This window comes from Pseudarthrobacter sp. J1738 (assembly GCF_050490315.1).
Taxonomy (GTDB): domain Bacteria; phylum Actinomycetota; class Actinomycetes; order Actinomycetales; family Micrococcaceae; genus JBNPEO01.
The window spans coordinates 180,622-201,389 of sequence record NZ_JBNPEO010000003.1 but is presented as its reverse complement, the minus strand read 5'-3'; the positions used below and the strand labels follow the sequence as shown (position 1 = coordinate 201,389).

Sequence of the window (20,768 nt, the reverse complement as noted above, 5' to 3'; positions counted from 1 at the left end):
CTCACTAGCGTCGAGAAGCATGGATAACATTTCTCGCAGATCCCTCCTGACCGTCGGCCTCGGTGCCGGACTCGTGGCCGCCCTTCCCGGCGCAGCAGTCGCCAATTCAGCTGCCACCTCAATCGCGGACGACGCCGGTCTTCGCGCCGATCCGTTCCTTTTGGGCATCGCCTCCGGTGAGCCTTGGCCGGACGGTTTTGTGATCTGGACACGCCTTGCCCTGGACCCACTAGCCGAGGATGGACTAGGCGGAATGCCCTCGCGCAACGTCGCCGTCGCCTGGGAAGTTGCCGAGGATTCGTCCATGCGCAGGGTTGTTGCCCGCGGTGTGGAGTTAGCCCGGATTGAAAACGCTCACTCGGTGCACGTGGTTTTGCGCGGTCTAAAGCCGGGGCGCGAGTACTTCTACCGTTTCCGCACCGGCCGGCACATCAGCGCAGTGGGCCGCACCCTCACCAGCCCTGCCCCACACGAAACCCCCGCAGCGTTGGCCATGGCTTTCGCCAGCTGCGCACAGTACGAGCACGGCTATTTCACTGCCTACTCGCGGCTGGCCCAAGATCATCCCGATCTTGTCCTGCACCTTGGCGACTATCTATACGAGTACAAAAAGGACAGCTACGTGATCCCCGGCGGCAATCCTCGCGATCACGCAGGCCCGGAGACCACCGACCTGGCCAGTTACCGTCAGCGGCACGCCCAATACAAGGCCGACGCCGATCTGCAAGAGGCCCACTCGATTGCACCATGGTTGGTGGTTTGGGATGACCACGAGGTGGACAACAACTGGGCCGACGAGATCCCGGAAAATGCGGACCCTAGCCAGTTGAATGACACCACCGCTCACTTCCGTCAACGACGAACTGCAGCCTTCCGTGCGTACTACGAGAACATGCCCTTGCGCGCCTCCTCAGTTCCGTCCGGCGTGGACATGCAGATCTACCGCACCATCCAGTGGGGTCAGCTGGCTAACTTCCACATGATGGACACCCGGCAGTACCGCGACGATCAGCTCGCCGGGGACGGCTGGCAAAAAAACGTCACCGAGCGGTTCGCCGAGAACCGCACCATTACCGGCGGCCAACAGGAAAAGTGGCTGCTGGACGGCTTCAAAAACTCCACCCAACGGTGGGACATTTTGGGCCAGCAGGTGTACTTCGCCGAGCGAGACCGTGCACAGTCCCTCACCGTGGACGACGTCTCAATGGACGGCTGGGACGGTTACGCAGCCTCCCGCCGTCGCATCACCCAAGGCTGGGTGGACGCGAACGTTCGCAACGCCGTCGTCCTCACCGGTGATGTTCACCGCAACTGGGCTAACGACGTCAAGGTGGATTACAAGGACCCGTCCGCCCCTGTGGTCGGCTCCGAACTGGTATGCACGGCCATCTCCTCTACCGGTGATGGAAACGGTGCAACCACTGATCCGGTGATGGCGTGGAACCCGCACCTGAAGTTCTACAACGACAATCGCGGCTACGTAAACACCAAGATCACTAAGGACGCGATGACCGCAGACTTCCGCACCTTGGACTACGTCAGGACGCCGGGCGCCCCGGTCAGCACCAAAGCCTCCTTCGTGATCCAGGACGGTGTGCCGGGGCTGTCCGCTTAAGCCCAGCGGCGCCTGCCTTTCGCAGGCTGAATGCACGACGACGGCGGGCGGCTAGCGCACACTGGCCGCCCGCCGTCGTGGTTGGGTAACGGCAGAGACGATGGCCCTGCCACTGGACTTTCACGGCCATTCGAGAGAAAATATAACCATAATTGGTTTTTCCTAAAATTGGTTATAAATACTCGTCAGGCCTGCCGACTCCTTGGACTCAACATGCAACAGGATTTAAATACTCGGGCTTTACAAACCTTGCGCCGCGCCGGCGTTCGCATCTCCGGTGGCGGACTCGATGCGCTTGCGCTGATTCTCCCGGACTCCTCAACGCTTATTGTGCGGATGAAATCGTACCCAGTTGCGCCGACCCCGAGCGCAGTGGAGAACCTAGTGGCCAGTCATAAGTCCAAGCTTCTGATTGCCACCCCAAGACCCACAAAGTCCCTTGTACAAGCAGCTCACTCGGGTCAAGTGGACCTAGTCGGCCTCAGTCCCGAGTCGCTCATTATTGACGGGACGGAGCTGCTGCTTCCGCAAACCGGTGACACGACGCTGGACCCGGCCGCTGCGCAGGGAAAGCCGGCGTGGGGCCGGTACGCGCTGATTCGCTCGCTCCTAACTGCTACTAACCCGCTGAAGCAAAGGGAGCTGGCCGAGCTCTGCGGGACCAGCCAGCCAGCCGTCGTGAAGAATCTCAAACACTTAGGCAATTTAGTCGAGCGGACCTCGCAAGGGTGGTCATCCCTCGACCGGGAGCGGCTCCTAGATCTGTTTCTCCAGACCTATCCCGGCCCTGGAGGCGCGGTCACCTACTGGTACGGTCTCGGTTCCGTCCACGAGCAGTCACGCCGTGCCAGCGACTTTGCTGCAGAGGTTAGCGCCAACCCTCTGGCGTCTGGAGATGTGGCTGCGGACGTTTACGCACCGTGGCGTCTGCCTAGCACCGCAACTATGTACGTCAGCCAGATGGTCGATCTTGGCGAGGCTGGATTCAGTCCAGCTACGAAGTCCGAGGCCACCTTCCTCTCCGTGATTCCCGAGGATCAGAGCCTGTGGCGGACCGCGTCCCCAACGATCCACGACGGCTTTCGGCTCGCCGATCCACTACTGACGTTGTGGGAGCTAGCGCAAGCCACAGCGCCTGACAGTCCCGATGCGGTTGAACACCTGCAGCGGGCAATCCTGGCCGGGGCCACACAATGAAAACCGTCAGCATTATCTCCTTGTCTCATGCTTCAGATCTGGGCTACCGCGCCTTGGCCGATGTCGCCGCAGCCGGCATCGACACAGACACCACCGGCAACCATTACATCCGCCAGGATGAACTTAACGGAGAGATCATCGTCGACGTTCTGATACCGCAAGAATTGTTGGGCAAAGTAGAAACTAACGTCATCAATGGCCGCGGATTTGACGCAATCCCGGGACTTTCCTTCGCCCTCTCCCAAAGCCCTCTCCTCGTGAATGCCAAGGTTCTCTTCCATGACGGCAGCGACCTGAGCTTTACAGTTCCAGTGCCCGACGTCCAAGCCGCCCTTATCTTGAAGGCCATCGCCAGGCCGGCAAGACTCGCTGCCCTGATCCAGCATCACATCCCAAACCCTGCCTAGAACACGACGACGGCGGGCGGCTAGCGCACGCTGGCCGCCCGCCGTCGTGGTTGGGTCGGGAGGATATAACCAATCTCGGTATTTTCGAGAAATGGTTATCAATTCACTTGCAGCCCACCAGTTAGTAGTGCGTTCCCAAATGCACGAGGTCGCCTCGCAGTTCTAACTTTCCAGTATCCAACGCGTGCTGCAGGCCTTCGTTCAAGCGTGCCGTAATGCCCACAGTTCTGCGCTTGCCGCCGAAGGTCTGGATCGTTTCCCGATGCAGCTCGTCCACGGAAAGCCCGCCCGTTGCGCCCACAATGTCCACCATCGCGTTGCGAAGTTCCACAACACTAATGTGTTCAGGTTTCCGCACAGTCTCGGCACCATTTGCTCGGAACGCGCTCCAAGCCGCCCGATCCACTGATGCTTCCCACACGAACCCATCGATATCAACGCTGTGAGTTGACGGTTGGATCAGACGAATCACGGACTTGGCCCGGGCATCGTTGACCTTGTTGAGACCGAATGCAGCACACACGAGCTTGGCCAAGCGGTCGCGGTGAATTGGTCCCTCGGCTGCAACAACTGCCCCAATGGCATCTCGGACAGCTGCGACGGAACGCCTGGTCTGAAGAGAATCCAGGACGTCAGTCGTACCGAAGGTCTGTACCGTCCACGGTACGTACCTGTCGCCGTCGAACGCTTTCGTGACCGCTGGTCCGGCTGGGGCCGCGGGAACTGCAGGAGTCGTGGGAACTGCAGGAGTCGTGGGATAGACAGGAACCGCAGGGACAGCTGTGAACGCATGCTTGATCTGGTCGAACGATTGGCTACGAACGCCCATGCTCTCGCGGAGAACCTCCCGCGCCGGAGCCTCTGAAGCGCTCCGAATCTGGGGCACCCTTGCCATCTGCGACTCAGCTGTGACTGGGCCATCAGCCAACTGTTGAGTGGCAGCTTCGTGTAGGGCCAGCTCGAGCCGGTCAAGAACCGCTTCGCTATCCGCCAACCATGACGGCAACCAGATCCTCTCTACCGCAGGCCACCGCATCATCCGAGTCAGGACATCTCGAGGAAGCCCGTCGCGATCCCCCGCGGTTCTGCGAGCTGCCCAGGCAGGTCCGTCCAACAGAATCGCCATCAGCTGACGTTTAGGATCGTCGGCCAAAGCGATGCTCAAATCAACCTTGAACTCAGAGAGCCCGATATCCGATGACACACTGAACCCACGGTCACGGAGGGCATCTGCGATCTCTTCCCTATGGAGGTCAATACTCGGAACACGGAGACCGTCATACGGCAGCGCTGACGTCCCTTTCTCGGCAAGGTCCAGGTAAGAGCGCAGGTGTTTGATACCTAACGAGCTGGTGTCTTCCGAGCGCAAATCGGCTGGACTAAAACTTGAGAACACAATCACCTGGCGGCGGGCGCGAGTTACAGCCACGTTGAGCCTGCGCTCGCCCCCGGCACGGTTTAAGGGGCCGAAGTTCAGCGGCAAATATCCTTTGTCGTTCTTGCTGAATCCCGTTGAGAACAAAATGACATCCCGCTCGTCGCCTTGGACATTCTCCAGGTTCTTGACGAAAAGTCCCTCGGAGTTCTCATCCAATGCCGCCACGATACGGGGGTCCTCTGTGTCCCGTAGCAGCCCTTCGATCAAGGCGCGCTGTTGCAAGTTGAAAGTCACCACGCCTACTGACGGGGTGAGCGCAGGCTCAGCATCAAACCGTCGGCGAATCTCGGCAACCACGGCGGCCGCTTCTACGGGGTTAGTCCTGAGAACCTTCGAGGGGCCGGAGCGGTGGAACTGCCCGTCCACCCTAATGAAGTTCACTCCATGTCCATGAATGCCAGCATTGGATTCCCCATGGGACGGCGCCGGGAAAGAGGAAAGCTTGCTTTCGTAATACTGTTGGTTACTGAAAGCGATCAACGATTCGTCTTGGCTGCGGTAGTGCCAGGACAGCCACTGCCTCGGAACCCGCGCTTCCACACTCTCGGAGAGGATGGATTCCATGTCTTCAACGACTGCAATTTCAGAGTCCCCGTCACTCCCTGAATCAGAGGAAACCTCTGCGAAGGACGTTGGTGGCATTTGCTTGCTGTCACCAACCACCACCACGGACGCCCCGCGGCCCATGGCACCAACAGCGTCGGCCACACGGATTTGCGAGGCCTCGTCAAAGACCACGATGTCGAACAACCCGGCCTTGGCCGGGAAAAAGCGAGCCACCGAGTCCGGGCTAACCAGGGTGCATGGCATGATCCCCGCAATGAGATCGGCGTAGTTTTCCATCAAGGTCCGCACGGACATTCCACCTCGTTGGCGCGTCAGCTGCCGTTGCAGCTCACCCATGCGGCCGGAGCTCGTCCACGATGAGACTGTCCGGGATGCCAACACGCCAGAGGCCAGATTCGTCTTCAGCAATTCCCTCACCGTTTCGGCTCGGTTGGTGAAGCGATCGATAGTCCGGTCATGAACCACGGCGTCAAAGTCGGCCAGCCCAGTTGCCAGCTGCCTCTCGAGCAAGGACCCCTCAGCCAAACCACGCTCAAAAGCCGCGGCGCCGTCGTCGGGATCTAATTCGCCATCCAATATGGATCTCCGGACATCCAGCAGCTTGCCCGCGCTCAATGGTTCCACGTGGCGAAGCAGCTCCAACCACCTCGTGAGTGAGCCCGAGCCAACTGGCTCCAGCCGTCGAACCACAGAGGTCTCAGCCCAGCGTTTCAGGAATCCATGCTCACCCAGCCAACCCCTCATCTCGGTACCGTCCACACCCTGAGCATTCAAGAGAGCGCCCCAAGCTTGGGATAGTTCGCGCAGCCAACTGACAATATTTTCGTGGACGGCTGGCGAAGCATTAAGGAACGCCCGAAGCTCGCTTTGGAAGTCGACGCCAGAGTTTTCCGCGGCAGGCTGCACCGCTTGAGCTGCCCAACGCAACCAAGAAATTCGGTGCCGCAGCTCCGCCTGTGCATCCGATACCAGCGGGTTCCACCTGCTGTCCGTCGGCAAACCTGGCAGAGAACCACGGCTGGTGCGAAGGCGCGAAACTTCCTGCTGCACCGCAACGAGCCGCTCCAACAGCGGCACCAATTCCTTGTGCCCAATCACAGCCCCCGGGATGAGAACTGGATGAAGTTCAGACGCCACCAACAGCAAACGTTTCTTGCGTCCCCAGAAACCGGAAGCCGCTGCTTGATGAGCGCGACCTAGGACTTCGTTCAATGGCAAGTCCATGGCACCGGGCACTACTTGCTCCAGCCCTGGGTGGTGCAGGGAAGCGAAAGCGGTAACTAACTGCTCGAGCTCGCCGGCAGAAGAAGACCAGTCTCCGGAGCGAACTACGTCCAACGTCTCCACTGGGACGGTGCGGTTCTCCAACAGGGCTGCCAGCGTGTCAATTTGAGTTGGCGACGTGGCAGCGTTCAGGATCGATTCGAGCCCACTGGTCCCGGACAAAGCATTAAGGGCTGCGTTGATCCGGTTCCCCGCGGCCAGTAACTCACGTTCTTGGTCTTGGCTTCCGGCCGTGGAGACAAACTTCCATGGATGATCCGGGCCGGGCTTGGCCGCATCAGTAAACTCCGGAAGCTCTCGCAGGACCCGGCGCACCGACTCCAGTATGGGAGCCGTCAGAGATGCAGTTAGCTCGGGGCTGAGAGGAACCGTCGCATGATCTGGATCGTACGTCAGCGCCTTGGTGCGTGCCGTGTACAGCGAGAGCTGAGCACCGTTCTCCTCATGAACGTTGTGCGCATAGCGGATCAGTCCTCGACGGGCTGAAGCGAGATCCGTGGAAGCCGTTTCGAGTCTCTGGCTATCGGCCGCGAGCCTCATTTCCAGTGCGTGCTTGATCTGCGCTCGAACCACTACTGGCTTGCTGCCCTTGTCATGCAAATCGAGAGAGAAAGGCCCCATTCCTACGTCTTCGAGACGTCGCTGAACCACGTCGAGCGCAGCCCGCTTCTCAGCAACGAAAAGCACACGTTTTCCTTCAACGATGGCTCGGGTCAGCAGGTTGGTGATGGTCTGCGACTTTCCGGTACCCGGCGGGCCTTCCAGAACAAAAGTCTGACCGGCCACGGCCGAAGCAACAGCTTCCAGTTGCGATGAGTCCGCGGGTATCGGACACTGCGCTGCGAGGGCGTCTAGATCCACGTCCGGCGTGACCGGAATGCTGTCTGAAAACAGCTCAGTGGGCGTGTGGATCAGGTGATTTACCAGACGGTTGGACCCGAATTCTTTCCAATTCTCATCAAGGTCTTTCCACAAACGAAACTTGGCGAACTGCAGCATGGACAGGTCAACAGTGTTCTCGACTCGGAAAGCCAGGCCCTTGGCAGACACCGCCTCTCGGACTGCAGCAAAAGCAGCGTCCAAGTCGATCCCTGCACCGTCCTCTTCCGGAACGGCCAAGCCGGGGATACGGAGATCATGCGACTGCGCCAGCTTCTCAAGCAGGCAATAGTTCGGCGTCGATTGTCCGGTTTCGTCCAAGGTGACCCGATACAGGCCGTTCTTCCCGGCCGATGTCAGTTTCACCGGGACAAGAACGAGCGGCGACCTGAGGGCCCGGCCATCCAACTCCCACAGCAAGCTACCGATTGCCAAGTAGAGGTTGTTGGCTCCGGTTTCCTCGAGCTGCGTTTTGGCTTTGTAGGCGAGACCGCGCATTTTGGTGGAGTAGCCGTCTTCGGTAACTTCAGCGAAGACAGCCTTTTTTGAGCTGAGCAGTTCTGCCAATTCGTCTTGCGGCAAATCCCTGCCGAATCGAATACCGCGCTCTTGGTGGATGGCACTGATTTGATTTGACGGAAGCATACTGACTGACGTTCCGTTGCTGATGAGGTCTTCAAAGGCGCCCATCCATGCTGTTGGAACGGCCAACGGAAAACGCGCTGTGTCAGTAAAGTTGATGAGCCTGTTACGAAGGCTCAGGTCCAAGAGAGCGTTTTTCCACTGGACCACGCGATGCGGCACCTCCACTGCTGCTTTGGACATTCCACCGCTACGGCTGGTCTTTTGCGGGAGCGTTGGTGTGGTCTTGGATTCTGGGACGTAGTTGACCACAAGGTGGTTGCCGTCCGCTGAAACGGTGCGGGCTGGTAGCGGAAAGATTCCGTCATGGCGAGCGCGCCAGACATCCGTGACGGCAAGAATTTCATCATTGCCACTCTCCACGTACTTATTCACCGGGGAGCTACTGAGCGCAGCCCGTGAGACCGGCTGGTTACCCGTGAGGAGGGTGGTCTCTATCAGGCCGATGTAGCCCCTCTGGACAAGACTGACCAATTCCGCGGCGTCGTCAGAGGCCGCCGTGCTCAGAGCGCTTTCTTCCCTCCAGTAACCGAGGAAAGCGTGACCCTTCACCATCCAGAGAAGCGGTCTAATACCGCTGGATTCCAAGGCAGCGGCGAGCACCAAAGTGGTATCCAGGCACGTACCCAACCGTCCTTCAAGGACTTGCTCCGGCGTGCGCACCTGCTGACCTTCTAGTCCCCAGCTTGCCGGGGGCATGCTGTACCGAATGTCGTGGGAACTCATCGCTTGAGCTATGGCGAACACGATCTGATCAACGCGGTCGCCGTCTGCGATGTAACCGTCAAAGCTGGCGCTACCGGTAGTCGCACCCAGAAAATCGGCTGCTTTAGAGATGAGCTTGGTAATGCTCGGGTGGTGTGGCTGTACGTAGGACGCCAAGAATTCGTAGGACACTAACCCGCGCCCGGCCACCCACAGCTGTGCAGGCAAAAGGGTGAGGTCCGCCTCCGCTCGGCCAATTTCGGTGGCGACGGAGTCCGCGCCGACTGACTGAACGGTTACCAAGACCCGGCCGGTTTGCTTGTCCGCCAATTCGTACATAGTGGTTGCTTGGACTGGGACGTTGAGGTCGTCAAGCGTGATGGTCTGGCCGGCAGCCAAGTCTACGTACTGCTGGAAGTCGCCAGAGATTCGTCCAGACAGGGCGGTGGCTTCGATTTGCACCAGCGCGCCACGGATCTCGGCGCCGTTATTTGTGATCTTGACCTGCCGAACAAAGCGGAATCCGTTGTGTGCCATGGCGTAGCTGAGGAATTCGGCTGTGGTCACTTGAACAACAACGCTCGGCAAGGAGGCCGCCTCGGATGGCTCCTCCACGGGCTCCGGTAGTTCGTTGGGAAACACGTCGCCCGGCGGAACTTCCGCTGCCAGGTCCTCTTGCGTTTCCGCAGCGCGGTGCTGATAGCCGTTCAACACAGCGACCAGCTCAGAGTGCGCGCTCTCCAAACCAATGGTCTTCGCTAGCCGGACCGCCGTATCCAAGATTCGGAAAGTATCTGGATCATCAAAAGCCTCGTTATGCGCCCACAGGTTGCGCGCCTGACGAATCTCAGAGACGTAGCTGCGAGCGTCATGCGGAAGGTTAAATGGATAGCCGAGCGAGCCCATGGATTCGGTCATGATGCGCAGCTGCACACTGAGATCCTTGGACGAGTAATTCTTAGCCGTCCGGCCGGCTGTCTCGTCCTTGTGTTCAACGAGCCTGGTCCATTCCACGCCGGGGGCAACGGCACCGATTGTCAGTGCAATATATGGTTCAAGACCCAGGGCCAATACCTCAAGTACGCGGCCCACGTATTCGCGGTTGGACAAGCTCATTTGATACCCCCGGCTAGAGCACCACAGCGGTGCGGTAAGTCACTCAGTACACATCATGGCACCAAGTACTGACATTCACGCACGCGGGCGGTTTGAGACCCAACACCTAAGCGCTTAAGCCCAGCCGCGCCTGCCTTTCGCAGGCTGAATACACGACGACGGCGGGCGGCTAGCGCACGCTGGCCGCCGGCCGTCGTGGTTGGGTAACTCACGTTTATTGGAACATCGCGGTTATGCCGTCAAACTAGGTAGATGCAAACTTTCCTGCCGTACCCCGATTTCCGTCAGAGCGCTGCCGCTCTGGACACCGCCCGGCTTGGAAAGCAGCGTGTTGAGGCGTTGCAGATTCTCCGCGCGCTGACCATCCCCGAGTACGGTTGGGCATCTCACCCGGCGGTCCGGATGTGGATGGGGCACGTTCCCGCCCTGACCATGTACGGCTTGGCGATGGTGGACGAGTGGACTAAGCGCGGTCACCCGGATAACACTCGGGAAAACATCACCGAGTTCGCCCCACAGGCAGCTCACCCGGCCTATGTGGACAAGATTCCTATGCCGTACTGGCTTGGGGATAAAAACTTCCACCGCGGCCACCGTTCCAACTTGTTGCGCAAGGACGCCACGTTCTACGGCGAAGCTTTCACCGATGTGCAGCCGGATTTGGAGTATGTGTGGCCGGATCCTCGGATGGAGATCATTCCAGAGGAACCGGAGGAGGACTTTTTGTGGATTCTGCGCAACCCGCACCCTGAGGTCACCCCGGAAACACTGACCACCGTGGCGCTTCCGGCGGCTCGCAGCGCCCTGCGTGCACAGGCTGTTGCTGAGATCACCGAGGCTCAGCGTGATGCGAAACTTCAGGCGCTGGAAATTTCCCGCCGCCCTTTGCCAAAGGTTCGTCGTGGACCCAAGCCGAAGGAAAAGAAGCCAACGCGCAAGCGCCAGATCCAGAACGAGCAGTTCGCTACGCTTCCGGGCAAAACCACTTTGGCTGTCCCGTTCGACGACGGCGCCAAGTTCGCGCTGGGATTCGTCCACGGCCGCCCCATCACCTTGGAAGACGGCCGCTTTGGCCGGGATTTCACTGTAGAGAAAGTGTTTGAGCGCTCGGCGTTTGACCAGCCAGCACTTCTTCAAGACCCGCGTGTGTTCTTTAAGGTTCCCGCGCCGGAGCTTGGCTAGTCGCTTAGACCGAACAACAGGCCACCCCAGCATTGAATGCTGGGGTGGCCTTTTGTTGGGTGGCCTTTTGTTGCGTTGGCCGGTGAATCTGCGAGCTTAGAGCAGTGTTCCGCCGGAAGCTTCGATGCGCTGGCCGGTGATCCAGCCTGCGCCCGGCGCCAACAGGGTGGCGATGGCCCCGCCAATGTCTTCGGGCAAGCCCACGCGGCCCAGTGCTGTTTGGGAGGCGAAGAAGGCGTTGGTTCCTTCGTCGTCGCGGACTCGCCCGCCACCGAAGTCGGTGGCGATGGGCCCCGGCGCAATGGAGTTGACGGTGATTCCACGCGGGCCGAGTTCTTTGGCCAGGTAGCGGGTGTAGTTGTCCACTGCTGCCTTCACGGAGGAGTAGATACTGAAGCCCACTCCCACAAAGCGGTTCAGTCCGGTGGAGACGTTAAGGATCCGGCCGCCGTCGGAGATTAGGGGAAGGAGTTCTTGGGTGAGGAACACCGGGCCCTTGAAGTGGACGTTGACCATGGCGTCGAAGTCCTCTGTGGTGGTGTTGCCCACTGTGGTGTGGGCACCGCTGCCGGCGTTGTTGACCAGAAAGTCGAAGGTGTCCCGGCTCCAGGTGTTCTGCAAGGCGTAGCTCAGCGCGGTGGCAAAAGTTGGGAACGCGGCAAAGTCGGTGGTGTCCAGCTGAAGGGCCACTGCTTTGCGCCCAGCGGCTGTAACCTCGGCGACGACGGCGGCAGCTTCGGTTTCGTTGTTGCGGTAGGTGATAACGACGTCGGTCCCGGCTGCGGCAAGTGCCAAGGCAGCGGCGCGGCCCAGACCGCGGTTTCCGCCGGTGATCAGGGCGATGGGTTGTGTGTTCATGGCGTTGATGTCTCTTTCTTGGTCTGCGGTTGTTTCGCTCAGTCAGCCCGGCGGAACAGTGTTAACAAAACCATGAATCCATCGATAACGCAACAGTGGTAACACAATTGCGTTACCATTGATACATGCCGGAGCTAGAGAATGACCAATCACCCCGTAACCGCATCCTGGAGGCGGCCACCTCGCTCCTGCGCGAAAGCGGGCGGGATGCAGTCTCCACTAGGTCAGTGAGTGCGGCAGCGGGCGTTCAGCCGCAAACCATTTACCGCCAGTACGGAGACAAAGCCGGATTGCTTGATGCCGTGGTGGCAGAAGGATTCCGCGAGTACATCGCGTCTAAAACAGCCCGGCCACGTTCGGACGATCCGGTGGAGGACCTGCGTTCCGGCTGGGACTTGCACATTGCCTTCGGCTGCGAGAATCCCGCGCTCTACGTGTTGATGTATGGGGAGCCGGACGCCAGCCGCCCGCTGACTTCTGCCGGGCAAGCTGCTGACATTTTGCGTGAGCTAGTGGAAGCGGTGGCTCGGGCTGGGCGGCTCCGGGTTGACGTGGAAACAGCTGCAGCGATGATCCACTCTGCCGGCGTGGGCGTGGTCCTCACGCTTGTGGCACAGCAGTGTTTCGCGGTTGAAGGGCTCGCCGATGCGGTGCGGGAGGCGGTGATCGCTGCGATCACCACCGATGCTGAAAGCAAGGGCGCGCGTGGCAAAAGCGGTTCCGGGACCCATGCGCCAAACAACCGTGCTGTAAGCAACCATGCCGCAAACAACCATGCCGCAAAGCATGCCATCGCACTGAGAGCCAGCCTCGGAGACGCAGCGGACACCCTCTCCCCCGGCGAAGCGCTTCTATTGGATGAGCTCCTGCGGAAGATTGCGGCTTCCTAGTCGCGTGGGACTTCCCTGAAGATCCAGACGTCTTGCGGGAGGCGTGGTGTGTAGTAAAAACCGCCGAGTGTGGAGGCAGGGTTGGCTGGAGCTTCTGGGTGATAGTTGACCACAAGGTCGTTTTCCCTGAGGTGCTTTAGCCATTCCTGAACGTCCACCTTGTTCTGAGGGTCTTCCTCTTGCCCGCTCAAGATTCGAAAGAAGCAGTTGATCAGGCCCGCCATGGCCGACTTTTGGTGCTGCTCAGCTACTACCCAAGGCAATTTGTGCACTTTAGTTTCGATCGGATTGTCCTTAGCCGCTTCCTCAAGTGCCCGCCACACAGCGGACTCGGTCACACCGTATTCTTGCGCGATATCGTGCAACCGCCAGCCGTGTTCGCGGAGGCTCCGTAGGGTCTGCGGGTCCGGCATTTTTCCGGAATCGTCCGTGGGCTGGCTCATCAAGGCACCTTTCTAAAGTCAACTTCCCGGCTTGCGTCACGAACTTCTAGGTCCGTACACAGGATGCTACTGGGAGGGTCTGACAGTGAAAGGAAGCACCGAATCCACGGAGGGCTACGTGGAGGACAACCACGCTTTGATGGCATATGACGATTGCTTCTCCGAAAATCCCTTGGTTTTTAGATGGTTTTTTATCTCAGTTTCTGAGGACCACGATTGACTAGCGAAGTCCCGGCACTCCAACAATGCTTCTTCATTCCAGCTGATCTTCAAATGGTCCACAGCCCAGGTGGCGTCTACATTCGAAAACCCATCTTCCTGTACTGCTTTGATTAATGCTGCGCGGGAGTGAGGATGCAGGCGCAAGGTGGATTCGGCTTCCAAAACCGCCATCAGTTGACCCGAGGTCTGCGCTGCATCTTCGGCGTCGGCTAGCGCTTCAGGGCTAATGCGGCTCGGTAATTGCGTCGAGGGGTAATCGGGCATTGTGTAACCGCTGCTGGCCGCAGGTTCCGATGCACTCTCGAACAGGCCTGAAAGTTCACGGAAAGGCATGGTCAACACGCAGACCAGCAGAATTCCGAGGGTGGTCACCCTCGCCCCAACAATGTGGTCTTCGTATCCGGACAGTTCGCGGCCATCCTTGTCCGTAGTGACATTTGCAAGGAGAAAGAGCAGGTCTATCCAAACCCAAATCCCTAAGCCGCCCAGGGTCAGCAGCTTGAGCCAGCCGGTCCCGTACTTTTCTAAATAAAAGCGGTCGAAGCCTAGGAAGCCCACGGTGAGGGAGAGCAGCCAAGCGGTCTTGAATTGCTTGCCGCTATGATTTGTCCGCCGAACAAGCGAGCCTCGAGTAGGAACGTATTGCCCAATGTCCCCGGTGCGGAACGGAGCCTGCAAAACCTGGATGCTTTTGTCTTCGCTCATGGGCGTCCTTTCGATCAACGCCCAAGCTACCCGGGAACCGTCCAGCCCTCGTGTCAACCGAAGATTGCCTGTGGATAACTGACAGACGGGGGCGCGGTTGGTGGGGCGTTGCTGGTGGTTCTTCTGAGCGCCTCGTTGGGTTTGACTGCGTGCTCACCTGCAGAAAGTCCGACGCCGGATAGCACCTCGAGCGGGGCCAGCACCTCGAGCGGCACGACTGTGCCGCCGTCGGCCTCTGTGGCCGAGGCGTTTCCTAAGTACGACGCCTTGCGTACGGAACTGGTGACTGCGGTTGGACGGTAGTGCGGAGCATGGACGCCGCAGGTGCCATTGTCAGTGTGGGATCCAAGAGTGGGGCGTACCTAAGAATCAGCGTGCCCGTTGAATCTGAAAAGTGTGACTCTAGCGAGCTTCCGAAGAGCTAAGGGACTCCGAAAGCGCAAAGCCCTCGGCATCACGCCGAGGGCTTTGCGCTTTTCGCTATGTTCTAGTGAACGTTGAGAGCGAGTGTTACCTGACGGCTACAAATACCTTGTCCAACACCATGCCGGGCCGCACGGCGAGAACGCCCTTGGCAGCGGTGGCGGTGGGTACTTCAAAGGCGATATTTCCCTTAGCGCTTGCTCCCTTATAGAGCGCACTCGTGGAGTCGATCGGGGTCGGTGGCAACACTGCCTTAGTGAAACTGTCGATGCTATTGCCGGCTGCGGTGACATATTCGATGCCCACCATGGCGGGCATCTGCCCGCTAGTGTCACTCCCCAGGTACGTGGTTGTGTAATTGACCAGAAGATACTGCGAACCTGTGGCAGGTGCCTCGTTGTACTCGTTCGCGGCTGCTACAGCAGCAGTACCGTTCAACGTGACTGAGTTGATGACTACGCGCCAGTCCTTGGACTCGATTACGGAGCCAATCTTGTAGGGGTTCTCGCGAGTGCCAGCGGCCTGTGCTGCCGGAGTTTCAGTCGTTGCGGGGCCGCTGCTGGCTGCTGCCAGTGCGGCCGGTTCAACGACCTTCGTCTGCCCTTTACCGGTGGCCTGGTCAAAGGAGTCCGACACAACAGACATAAAGACAACAACTCCAACGATGGTTCCCACGATGGAGAGAATGAGCGCGGTCACCCCCATCCACTTTGATTTGCCCTTCTGGAACAGCGAAACCAGGGCCAAGATGAATGCGATCGGCAAGAGGATCCAGCCGAGAATCAGCGCGCCGGGGATGCAAGCGAAGATAAAACCGAGCACACCGGTGATGAGTGCGATCAGGCCAATAACGTTTTTGGCCTTTTTGAGCTTGGACGGACCGTTGGGCTGAACCGGCTGCTGCATTCCCTGCGGCGTGGGTGCGTGGCCCGGCGCGGCCGGGAACGGGCTGGTGTTTGGAGACTGAGTCATGGAAGTCCCTTTCTAAGGACAACTTTCCGTTGCGCGATGAGATGCACAACGGCGGTGCGAAGATGGGCGCTTGGCTTGAGTTCCAGCCGCGCGTCACGGGCAATTGAGTCCGTGCATCGGATGCTACGGGGAGGGTCTGACAACGAAAGAAGTCGAGCACGTACCAAAGAAATGAACGACTTCGACCGGCGTGGTGGTAGCCCCACGGCGACACGTAAGAGGGGGCCACCGTCACAATGAGTCGCCAATAAACTTGAAGGTTACACTTTCCCCGTTACTCGCATCGTGGCCTTTCCGGCCGCAACAACTGAATCGGGGAAAATTGAAAAAGATCGTGATCGCTGGGGCCATGGCAGTCCTTACGCTCGCAGGTTGCGCTGGCACACCACAAGCTGCCCCAACGGTAACTGAGACCGTGACCGCCATGGTGACAGAAACGGCGACGGTGACCATTACGGCTACTCCGGAAGTCGGACCAGTCGCTCTGGCTGAAGTCCCGACGCCGACCGCTGCGGCGGTAACAAAAGCAGTAATTCCAGCCGACGTTGTGGGAAAGAATGCTGAAGCCTTGCGGGAGGATCTCGAAGCACTCGGATTCACGAATATTGTGATGAATTCGGACACCGGAAAGACCCCTCTGCTGTACAGCAACTGGACCGTAACGTCTATCGACAACCCCGGGGTTGAGCAGTTGACGGACCGCGCAGTCGTGGTTCACGTGACGAAGTAAGGGCAGGCCATGGAAGCCTCTGTAATTGCAACTTGGATGTTCGTTTCCGAGTGCCCCATTCCGAACGATGTGGCCGAGCTCCTAGTCCCGGGAGAAGAACCAGTGGCCGCGTATAAGACGTTTCGCGATAGTGCCATCTTTACGACGAAACGGCTGATAGTCCGTGACGCTCAGGGGATGACAGGGAAAAAGGTAGAGGTTTATTCTCTGCCGTACTCCGCCATCAACATGTGGTCCTCCGAAAACGCCGGGACGTTTGATTTTGACGCTGAACTAGAACTCTGGACCCGTGCCGGCCACATCAAGATTCGCGTCGGCAAGAAGACAGACATCAGGCGGTTGGACATGTTGATCGCGCACGTAGTTCTGGGCGCCCACCACTGATAACCGGATACGCGATGTCTATTACCGCCCGCCCTTTTGCTGGACTGTGACGTATCGGGACACCACAAAAGTGTCCCGATACGTCGTGGACCACAGTAGTCATGCTGGCTCGATATCCCTCGATTAACCTCGCCCAAAATGAACATAACGTGAGTCTCGCCTGCAGAATACCTGAGGTGAGAGGCAGGCAACGTGCGCGAGAAGCTGGGCATCTTCAAAAGTTCCTGCAGCTGGATTTTCCAGAATGGACGCCGAGCACAGCCATCGCGTCCGCCAGCCATTCCACAAAGAGCGCTTCTACAACCACGCTTCTCGCCTAGCGAGTGCCCCCAACAACCGTGAAGTTCCGATCAGTTTGGTTGGATTCGAGCCATTAACGTAAATGTCTGAAGTAGCTGATATGAATACACCTATGACATCCACATCCGTGCCGGGGGGCAAAAATGATGAGTCCAACTTCATTGAGCACGATGCGTCTGGAGTAGGGGCCGAAGAAGCTGCGGACAATCATGCAGAGCCATTGCCCGCGGACGCGCCGGTGCTCTTGTTCTTGCACGGTGTTGGCGATGGCGATCCAGACAACAACTGGCGCCCCGTTTTCGACGCTGCGTTGACCGAAGCAGGCTACCCCAATCTGGACGAAGTGCGGGTCATCGCCCCAAAGTTCGCGCACGCTCTCGTGGGCAGCGACGATCGAGAAGCCGTCCCATGTCTAACTATTAAGGTACCGACTCGTGACGAAGCCAAGACCAATCGGCGCCGCTTTGAAAACCGCATGAGGGCAGCCGAACTTCGGTTCGGAGGCCACGAACGCGGTTCAGGCATACCGGGCTTGCCAGCAGCAATCAGTGCCTCCGTTGACCTGCCTTCTTTCAAGGCTGCGCAAAACTACCTGCACGTGCCGCATATCCGTGCGCAAGTTCTCAATCGAATCCTCAGGATGCTGCCCCGCGAAGGAAGACTTGTGATTGTTGGACACAGCCTCGGTTCCGTCATTGCGGTAGATTTGCTTCGCAGATTACCTCCACAACTGCATGTCACCGGGTTGGTGACAATTGGTAGCCCGCTTGCGACCAAACGCTTTCACGTCGACAACCTCCAAGATGTCCTCGCAGAGCCTCCCAGTAATCTAGGTTGGTGGGTTAACTTCTGGAACCCGGCTGATCCCGTTGCAGGGCGTCGTGGCGTCTCATCAGCATTCCCGTGGATGGTGGATCTGCTGATTCCAACCAAGAAAATACTCCATCAAGCACACTCCGCAACTGAGTACCTAGCGCAACCAGCAGTCGCCGATGCGGTCGGATACGCCCTATTCGGGTCCAAAGGCAAAGAAGTTGCTACCACAGCTACGGGTTTCGACATCCCCCTTGATCCGGCGGAAATCTATGCAGTGGTCGCCCTCCGCTTTGCCCACCTGGTCGCACAGTCTCTGACTGGCGACCTGGGCGAAAGATACTCAGGTGCACTTCGCACGGTTCAGGCGCTAAGCGTAGTCGCACTGCAGGAACGAATTGCCAACGAAAAGCGTCTTTTGCCAGCGGCTGTCGCGCAGCTTTCCTTTGATTTCTCCGATTTGAAGACTCCTGCGCCAATTCCTCAGCGCATCTCCGGGGTCCCCAAAGACATGGCCGTTGTCCTATTTACGGTCCTTGGAACTGAAAATGTAATCCATCCGTTCGAGATCACCGTTTCTAAGTCAGCCAAGCAACAAGCCATGGAGGAGCTTTCAGCCGAGATGGGGTTCGGCATACAGTTTGGTCGCGACGTATTCACGGCGGCTAACACGGCGAACACCGCACTTAGCGGACCCAACCTAGGGTGGATTAAGTGGGGGGCGCTGGGCGCTGGCGCCACAGCGATCGTGTTGGCAACTGGAGGGCTGGCACTGGCCGCCGCCCCTGGCTTGGCCGGCGCAGCTCTAATCACCAGCGCACTAGCTAGTTTCGGGCCCGGCGGAATGGTGGGCGGACTCCTAACCGCTGGAACGCTCATGAGTGCTGGCGGGGGCGGAGTCGCTTTCGGACTAGCGAGCAACAGCACTTCTGCGGAAACGGTTGAAGCCGTAGTCGTGCGACAGCTAGCGGCAGTCGTTCTCCGTAAACTCCAAGGGCTCAGTCAAGACGATTCCGTGTGGAATCAGCTCACGACCATGGAACTTGATGTTCGCCGCGAGTATGAACGAGCAGACGAATTTTCGGATGCGTCCTCGCCGATGTTGAAGGAAATCAAGAAAAAAATCGCGATCATCGAGCGAGCGATTAACTACCTCAAGGACAACAACCTAGAGCCCGAGGACTCGTTGACTATTCACATGGATAGGGGGCGGCAATGAGGTGCATACCGGAGAATCCGGAGTTCGGTGACGGACAGCTTGCGGAGAAGGTGGTTTGGGAAGCTCTCAAGCGCTCTCTGCCAGATGACGCAGTTCTTGCCCATTCCGTCCAGGTCCGCAATGGGCGCAGCGAACACGAGATCGATTTGCTGGTTCTTTGGCCAGGGGTTGGAATCGCCGCAATTGAGGTCAAAGGCGGCCAAGTCAGCATCGCGGACGGGCAGTGGTACCAGTCTGATAGGACCGGCAGGCACCCGATCAAGAGCCCAGTGGCACAGTCGCAAAGTTCACTCCATGCGCTCAAGACCTGGTTGGAACCCCAGCTTGGGACACGAATCAGTAGCCGTGCCGCATATCTGGTCAGCTTCCCGTACACGAACGTGCCTGCTGCCTGGACCATGTCTGGTTGTCCGCGCCAGCTCATCCTCGACCAAACAGACTCCAGATCCCCGGCTGATCTAGTCCGGCACGCTATCGAAACTGAGGGCGGCGGAGCCACGGCCCTGGCCCCAGCATTCTTGGAACGGATTGTCGCCAAGCTCGGAGGCACCTTTGAATCCACTGCTACTCCGTCAACAACCGCACAAGAAGACGAAGCCGCCCAGGACCACCTCACCGATCGCCAGTCGGTACTACTCCAAGCCACTCGTTCCCTCCCCCGCGTTCGGTTCACCGGCGGCGCGGGCAGCGGAAAGACATGGCTAGCGGTCGAGAAGGCCAAAATACTGAGTAAGCAGGGCAAACGAGTAGGACTGTTCTGCTACAACAAAGGGCTGGGCCAGTATCTGCAGGATCAAGTGTCCACATGGCGGCAAGCCAAGCCAGTATTCACGGGAGAATTTCACGAATACGTCCGCGGCCTTGGGGTCCCGGACGGCACCGGCCAGGACTATTTCGACGTCGAAATGCCTCGACTCTTGAAAGAACTGGCAGCTGGCCTCGAGCCGCACGAGCGGCTGGACGCCGTGGTTGTTGATGAAGCGCAAGACTTCGCTCCACTGTGGTGGGAAGCGTTGCTGGCCTGCACCAAGGACCCCACAGACGGCGAGGTGTACGCGTTTATGGATGACCACCAGGACGTCTACCGCAGGTGGAACGGTACGACGGCGGATCTCACCTATGGGCCCACGGCCACCTTTACGCCGATCCACATTAACGAAAACTTGCGAAATACTCGCAAGATCGCCGACACATTCAAGGGTTTTGCTGGCGAGAATTTCACGTTCCGTGGCAGCACCGGACTGCCCGTCCGACGGGTGGAATGTTCCACAGAAGATGCCCTAGATTTGGCCGCAGATTGCGTGGACGCGCTCATCGAAGAAGGTTGGGCCAACAACCAGATCGCACTGCTAACCACCAAAAACAGGCACCCCGTACATCAAGAATTCTTCGAACGCGATGCCACCGACGAGTACTGGCGGGAGTTCCACGCCGGCGAGGATGAGTTCTACGGCCACGTCCTAGGGTTCAAGGGCCTAGAACGATCCGTAGTGGTGCTCTGCGTCAACGGATTCAAAAACATGGACCGAGCAGCCGAGCAACTCTACGTGGGGCTTTCGCGGGCACGGAGCTTGTTGGTAGTAGTCGGCGATTCAGGACTCATTGAAGAGGCAGGCGGTCGCGAACTGAAGCACGCGCTCTCGCGGATGCAGCCCTGGGACCCAACGCCCGCCGAGTAGCCGTTCGAGCTACCGACGAACCCACAAACGTGACGCGGAAGATTCCCTCGCGTTGTGGCCTATGTAAATTGTCAGTGGCCTCGCATAGTCTTCAACTA

14 protein-coding genes are annotated in these 20,768 nt (G+C 58.7%); 9 read left to right on the top strand and 5 right to left on the bottom strand.

What is annotated here, in order from left to right; all coding sequences use genetic code 11:
- The first annotated feature begins 19 nt into the window (after positions 1 to 19).
- From ACQR35_RS06785 to ACQR35_RS06775, 3 genes are all read left to right on the top strand, one after another.
- Positions 20 to 1,615: an alkaline phosphatase D family protein gene (locus ACQR35_RS06785; protein ID WP_430269604.1), complete on the top strand. Its 1,596-nt coding sequence runs from the start codon at positions 20 to 22 to the stop codon at positions 1,613 to 1,615.
- Between the two features lie 213 nt (positions 1,616 to 1,828).
- The gene (locus ACQR35_RS06780; protein WP_430269603.1) at positions 1,829 to 2,812 is read left to right on the top strand and encodes an ArsR family transcriptional regulator; all 984 of its coding nucleotides are present in this window, start codon (positions 1,829 to 1,831) and stop codon (positions 2,810 to 2,812) included.
- Positions 2,809 to 3,219 (top strand): hypothetical protein, encoded by a 411-nt coding sequence (locus ACQR35_RS06775; protein WP_430269602.1) that lies wholly within the window; start codon positions 2,809 to 2,811, stop codon positions 3,217 to 3,219. The genes ACQR35_RS06780 and ACQR35_RS06775 overlap by 4 nt, the downstream gene beginning before the upstream one ends.
- A 121-nt stretch (positions 3,220 to 3,340) precedes the next feature.
- On the opposite strand, the gene ACQR35_RS06770 is transcribed toward ACQR35_RS06775, so the two are convergent.
- Positions 3,341 to 9,850 (bottom strand): DUF3320 domain-containing protein, encoded by a 6,510-nt coding sequence (locus tag ACQR35_RS06770; protein ID WP_430269601.1) that lies wholly within the window; start codon positions 9,848 to 9,850, stop codon positions 3,341 to 3,343.
- A 252-nt stretch (positions 9,851 to 10,102) separates the two neighbouring features.
- Here ACQR35_RS06770 and ACQR35_RS06765 point away from each other — a divergent pair, with 252 nt between their 5' ends.
- Positions 10,103 to 11,032: an MSMEG_6728 family protein gene (locus tag ACQR35_RS06765; RefSeq protein ID WP_430266842.1), complete on the top strand. Its 930-nt coding sequence runs from the start codon at positions 10,103 to 10,105 to the stop codon at positions 11,030 to 11,032.
- Positions 11,033 to 11,128: 96 nt separating this feature from the next.
- On the opposite strand, the gene ACQR35_RS06760 is transcribed toward ACQR35_RS06765, so the two are convergent.
- A complete protein-coding gene (locus ACQR35_RS06760) occupies positions 11,129 to 11,890 on the bottom strand; it encodes an SDR family NAD(P)-dependent oxidoreductase (RefSeq protein ID WP_430269600.1) in 762 nt (253 codons plus the stop codon).
- Positions 11,891 to 12,015: 125 nt separating this feature from the next.
- Between ACQR35_RS06760 and ACQR35_RS06755 the strand changes: the two genes are divergently transcribed.
- On the top strand, positions 12,016 to 12,780 hold the full coding sequence (locus ACQR35_RS06755) for a TetR/AcrR family transcriptional regulator (protein WP_430269599.1): 765 nt from the start codon (positions 12,016 to 12,018) through the stop codon (positions 12,778 to 12,780).
- Here the strand turns inward: ACQR35_RS06755 and ACQR35_RS06750 are convergent.
- From ACQR35_RS06750 to ACQR35_RS06740, 3 genes are all read right to left on the bottom strand, one after another.
- Positions 12,777 to 13,223, bottom strand: coding sequence for a hypothetical protein (locus ACQR35_RS06750; RefSeq protein WP_430269598.1), 447 nt, complete (start codon positions 13,221 to 13,223; stop codon positions 12,777 to 12,779). The genes ACQR35_RS06755 and ACQR35_RS06750 overlap by 4 nt on opposite strands.
- Positions 13,224 to 13,337: 114 nt before the next feature.
- The gene (locus ACQR35_RS06745; protein ID WP_430269597.1) at positions 13,338 to 14,150 is read right to left on the bottom strand and encodes a TM2 domain-containing protein; all 813 of its coding nucleotides are present in this window, start codon (positions 14,148 to 14,150) and stop codon (positions 13,338 to 13,340) included.
- Between the two features lie 510 nt (positions 14,151 to 14,660).
- The gene (locus ACQR35_RS06740; RefSeq protein WP_430269596.1) at positions 14,661 to 15,545 is read right to left on the bottom strand and encodes a hypothetical protein; all 885 of its coding nucleotides are present in this window, start codon (positions 15,543 to 15,545) and stop codon (positions 14,661 to 14,663) included.
- 322 nt (positions 15,546 to 15,867) lie between these two features.
- Between ACQR35_RS06740 and ACQR35_RS06735 the strand changes: the two genes are divergently transcribed.
- The 4 genes from ACQR35_RS06735 (at position 15,868) to ACQR35_RS06720 (ending at position 20,670) form a co-directional block, all read left to right on the top strand.
- The gene (locus ACQR35_RS06735; RefSeq protein ID WP_430269595.1) at positions 15,868 to 16,275 is read left to right on the top strand and encodes a hypothetical protein; all 408 of its coding nucleotides are present in this window, start codon (positions 15,868 to 15,870) and stop codon (positions 16,273 to 16,275) included.
- 9 nt (positions 16,276 to 16,284) lie between these two features.
- Positions 16,285 to 16,659: a PH domain-containing protein gene (locus ACQR35_RS06730; protein WP_430269594.1), complete on the top strand. Its 375-nt coding sequence runs from the start codon at positions 16,285 to 16,287 to the stop codon at positions 16,657 to 16,659.
- Between the two features lie 412 nt (positions 16,660 to 17,071).
- Positions 17,072 to 18,991 (top strand): hypothetical protein, encoded by a 1,920-nt coding sequence (locus ACQR35_RS06725; RefSeq protein WP_430269593.1) that lies wholly within the window; start codon positions 17,072 to 17,074, stop codon positions 18,989 to 18,991.
- Complete coding sequence (locus ACQR35_RS06720; protein WP_430269592.1) at positions 18,988 to 20,670, top strand: NERD domain-containing protein; 1,683 nt, start codon at positions 18,988 to 18,990, stop codon at positions 20,668 to 20,670. The genes ACQR35_RS06725 and ACQR35_RS06720 overlap by 4 nt, the downstream gene beginning before the upstream one ends.
- The last annotated feature ends 98 nt before the right edge of the window (positions 20,671 to 20,768 follow it).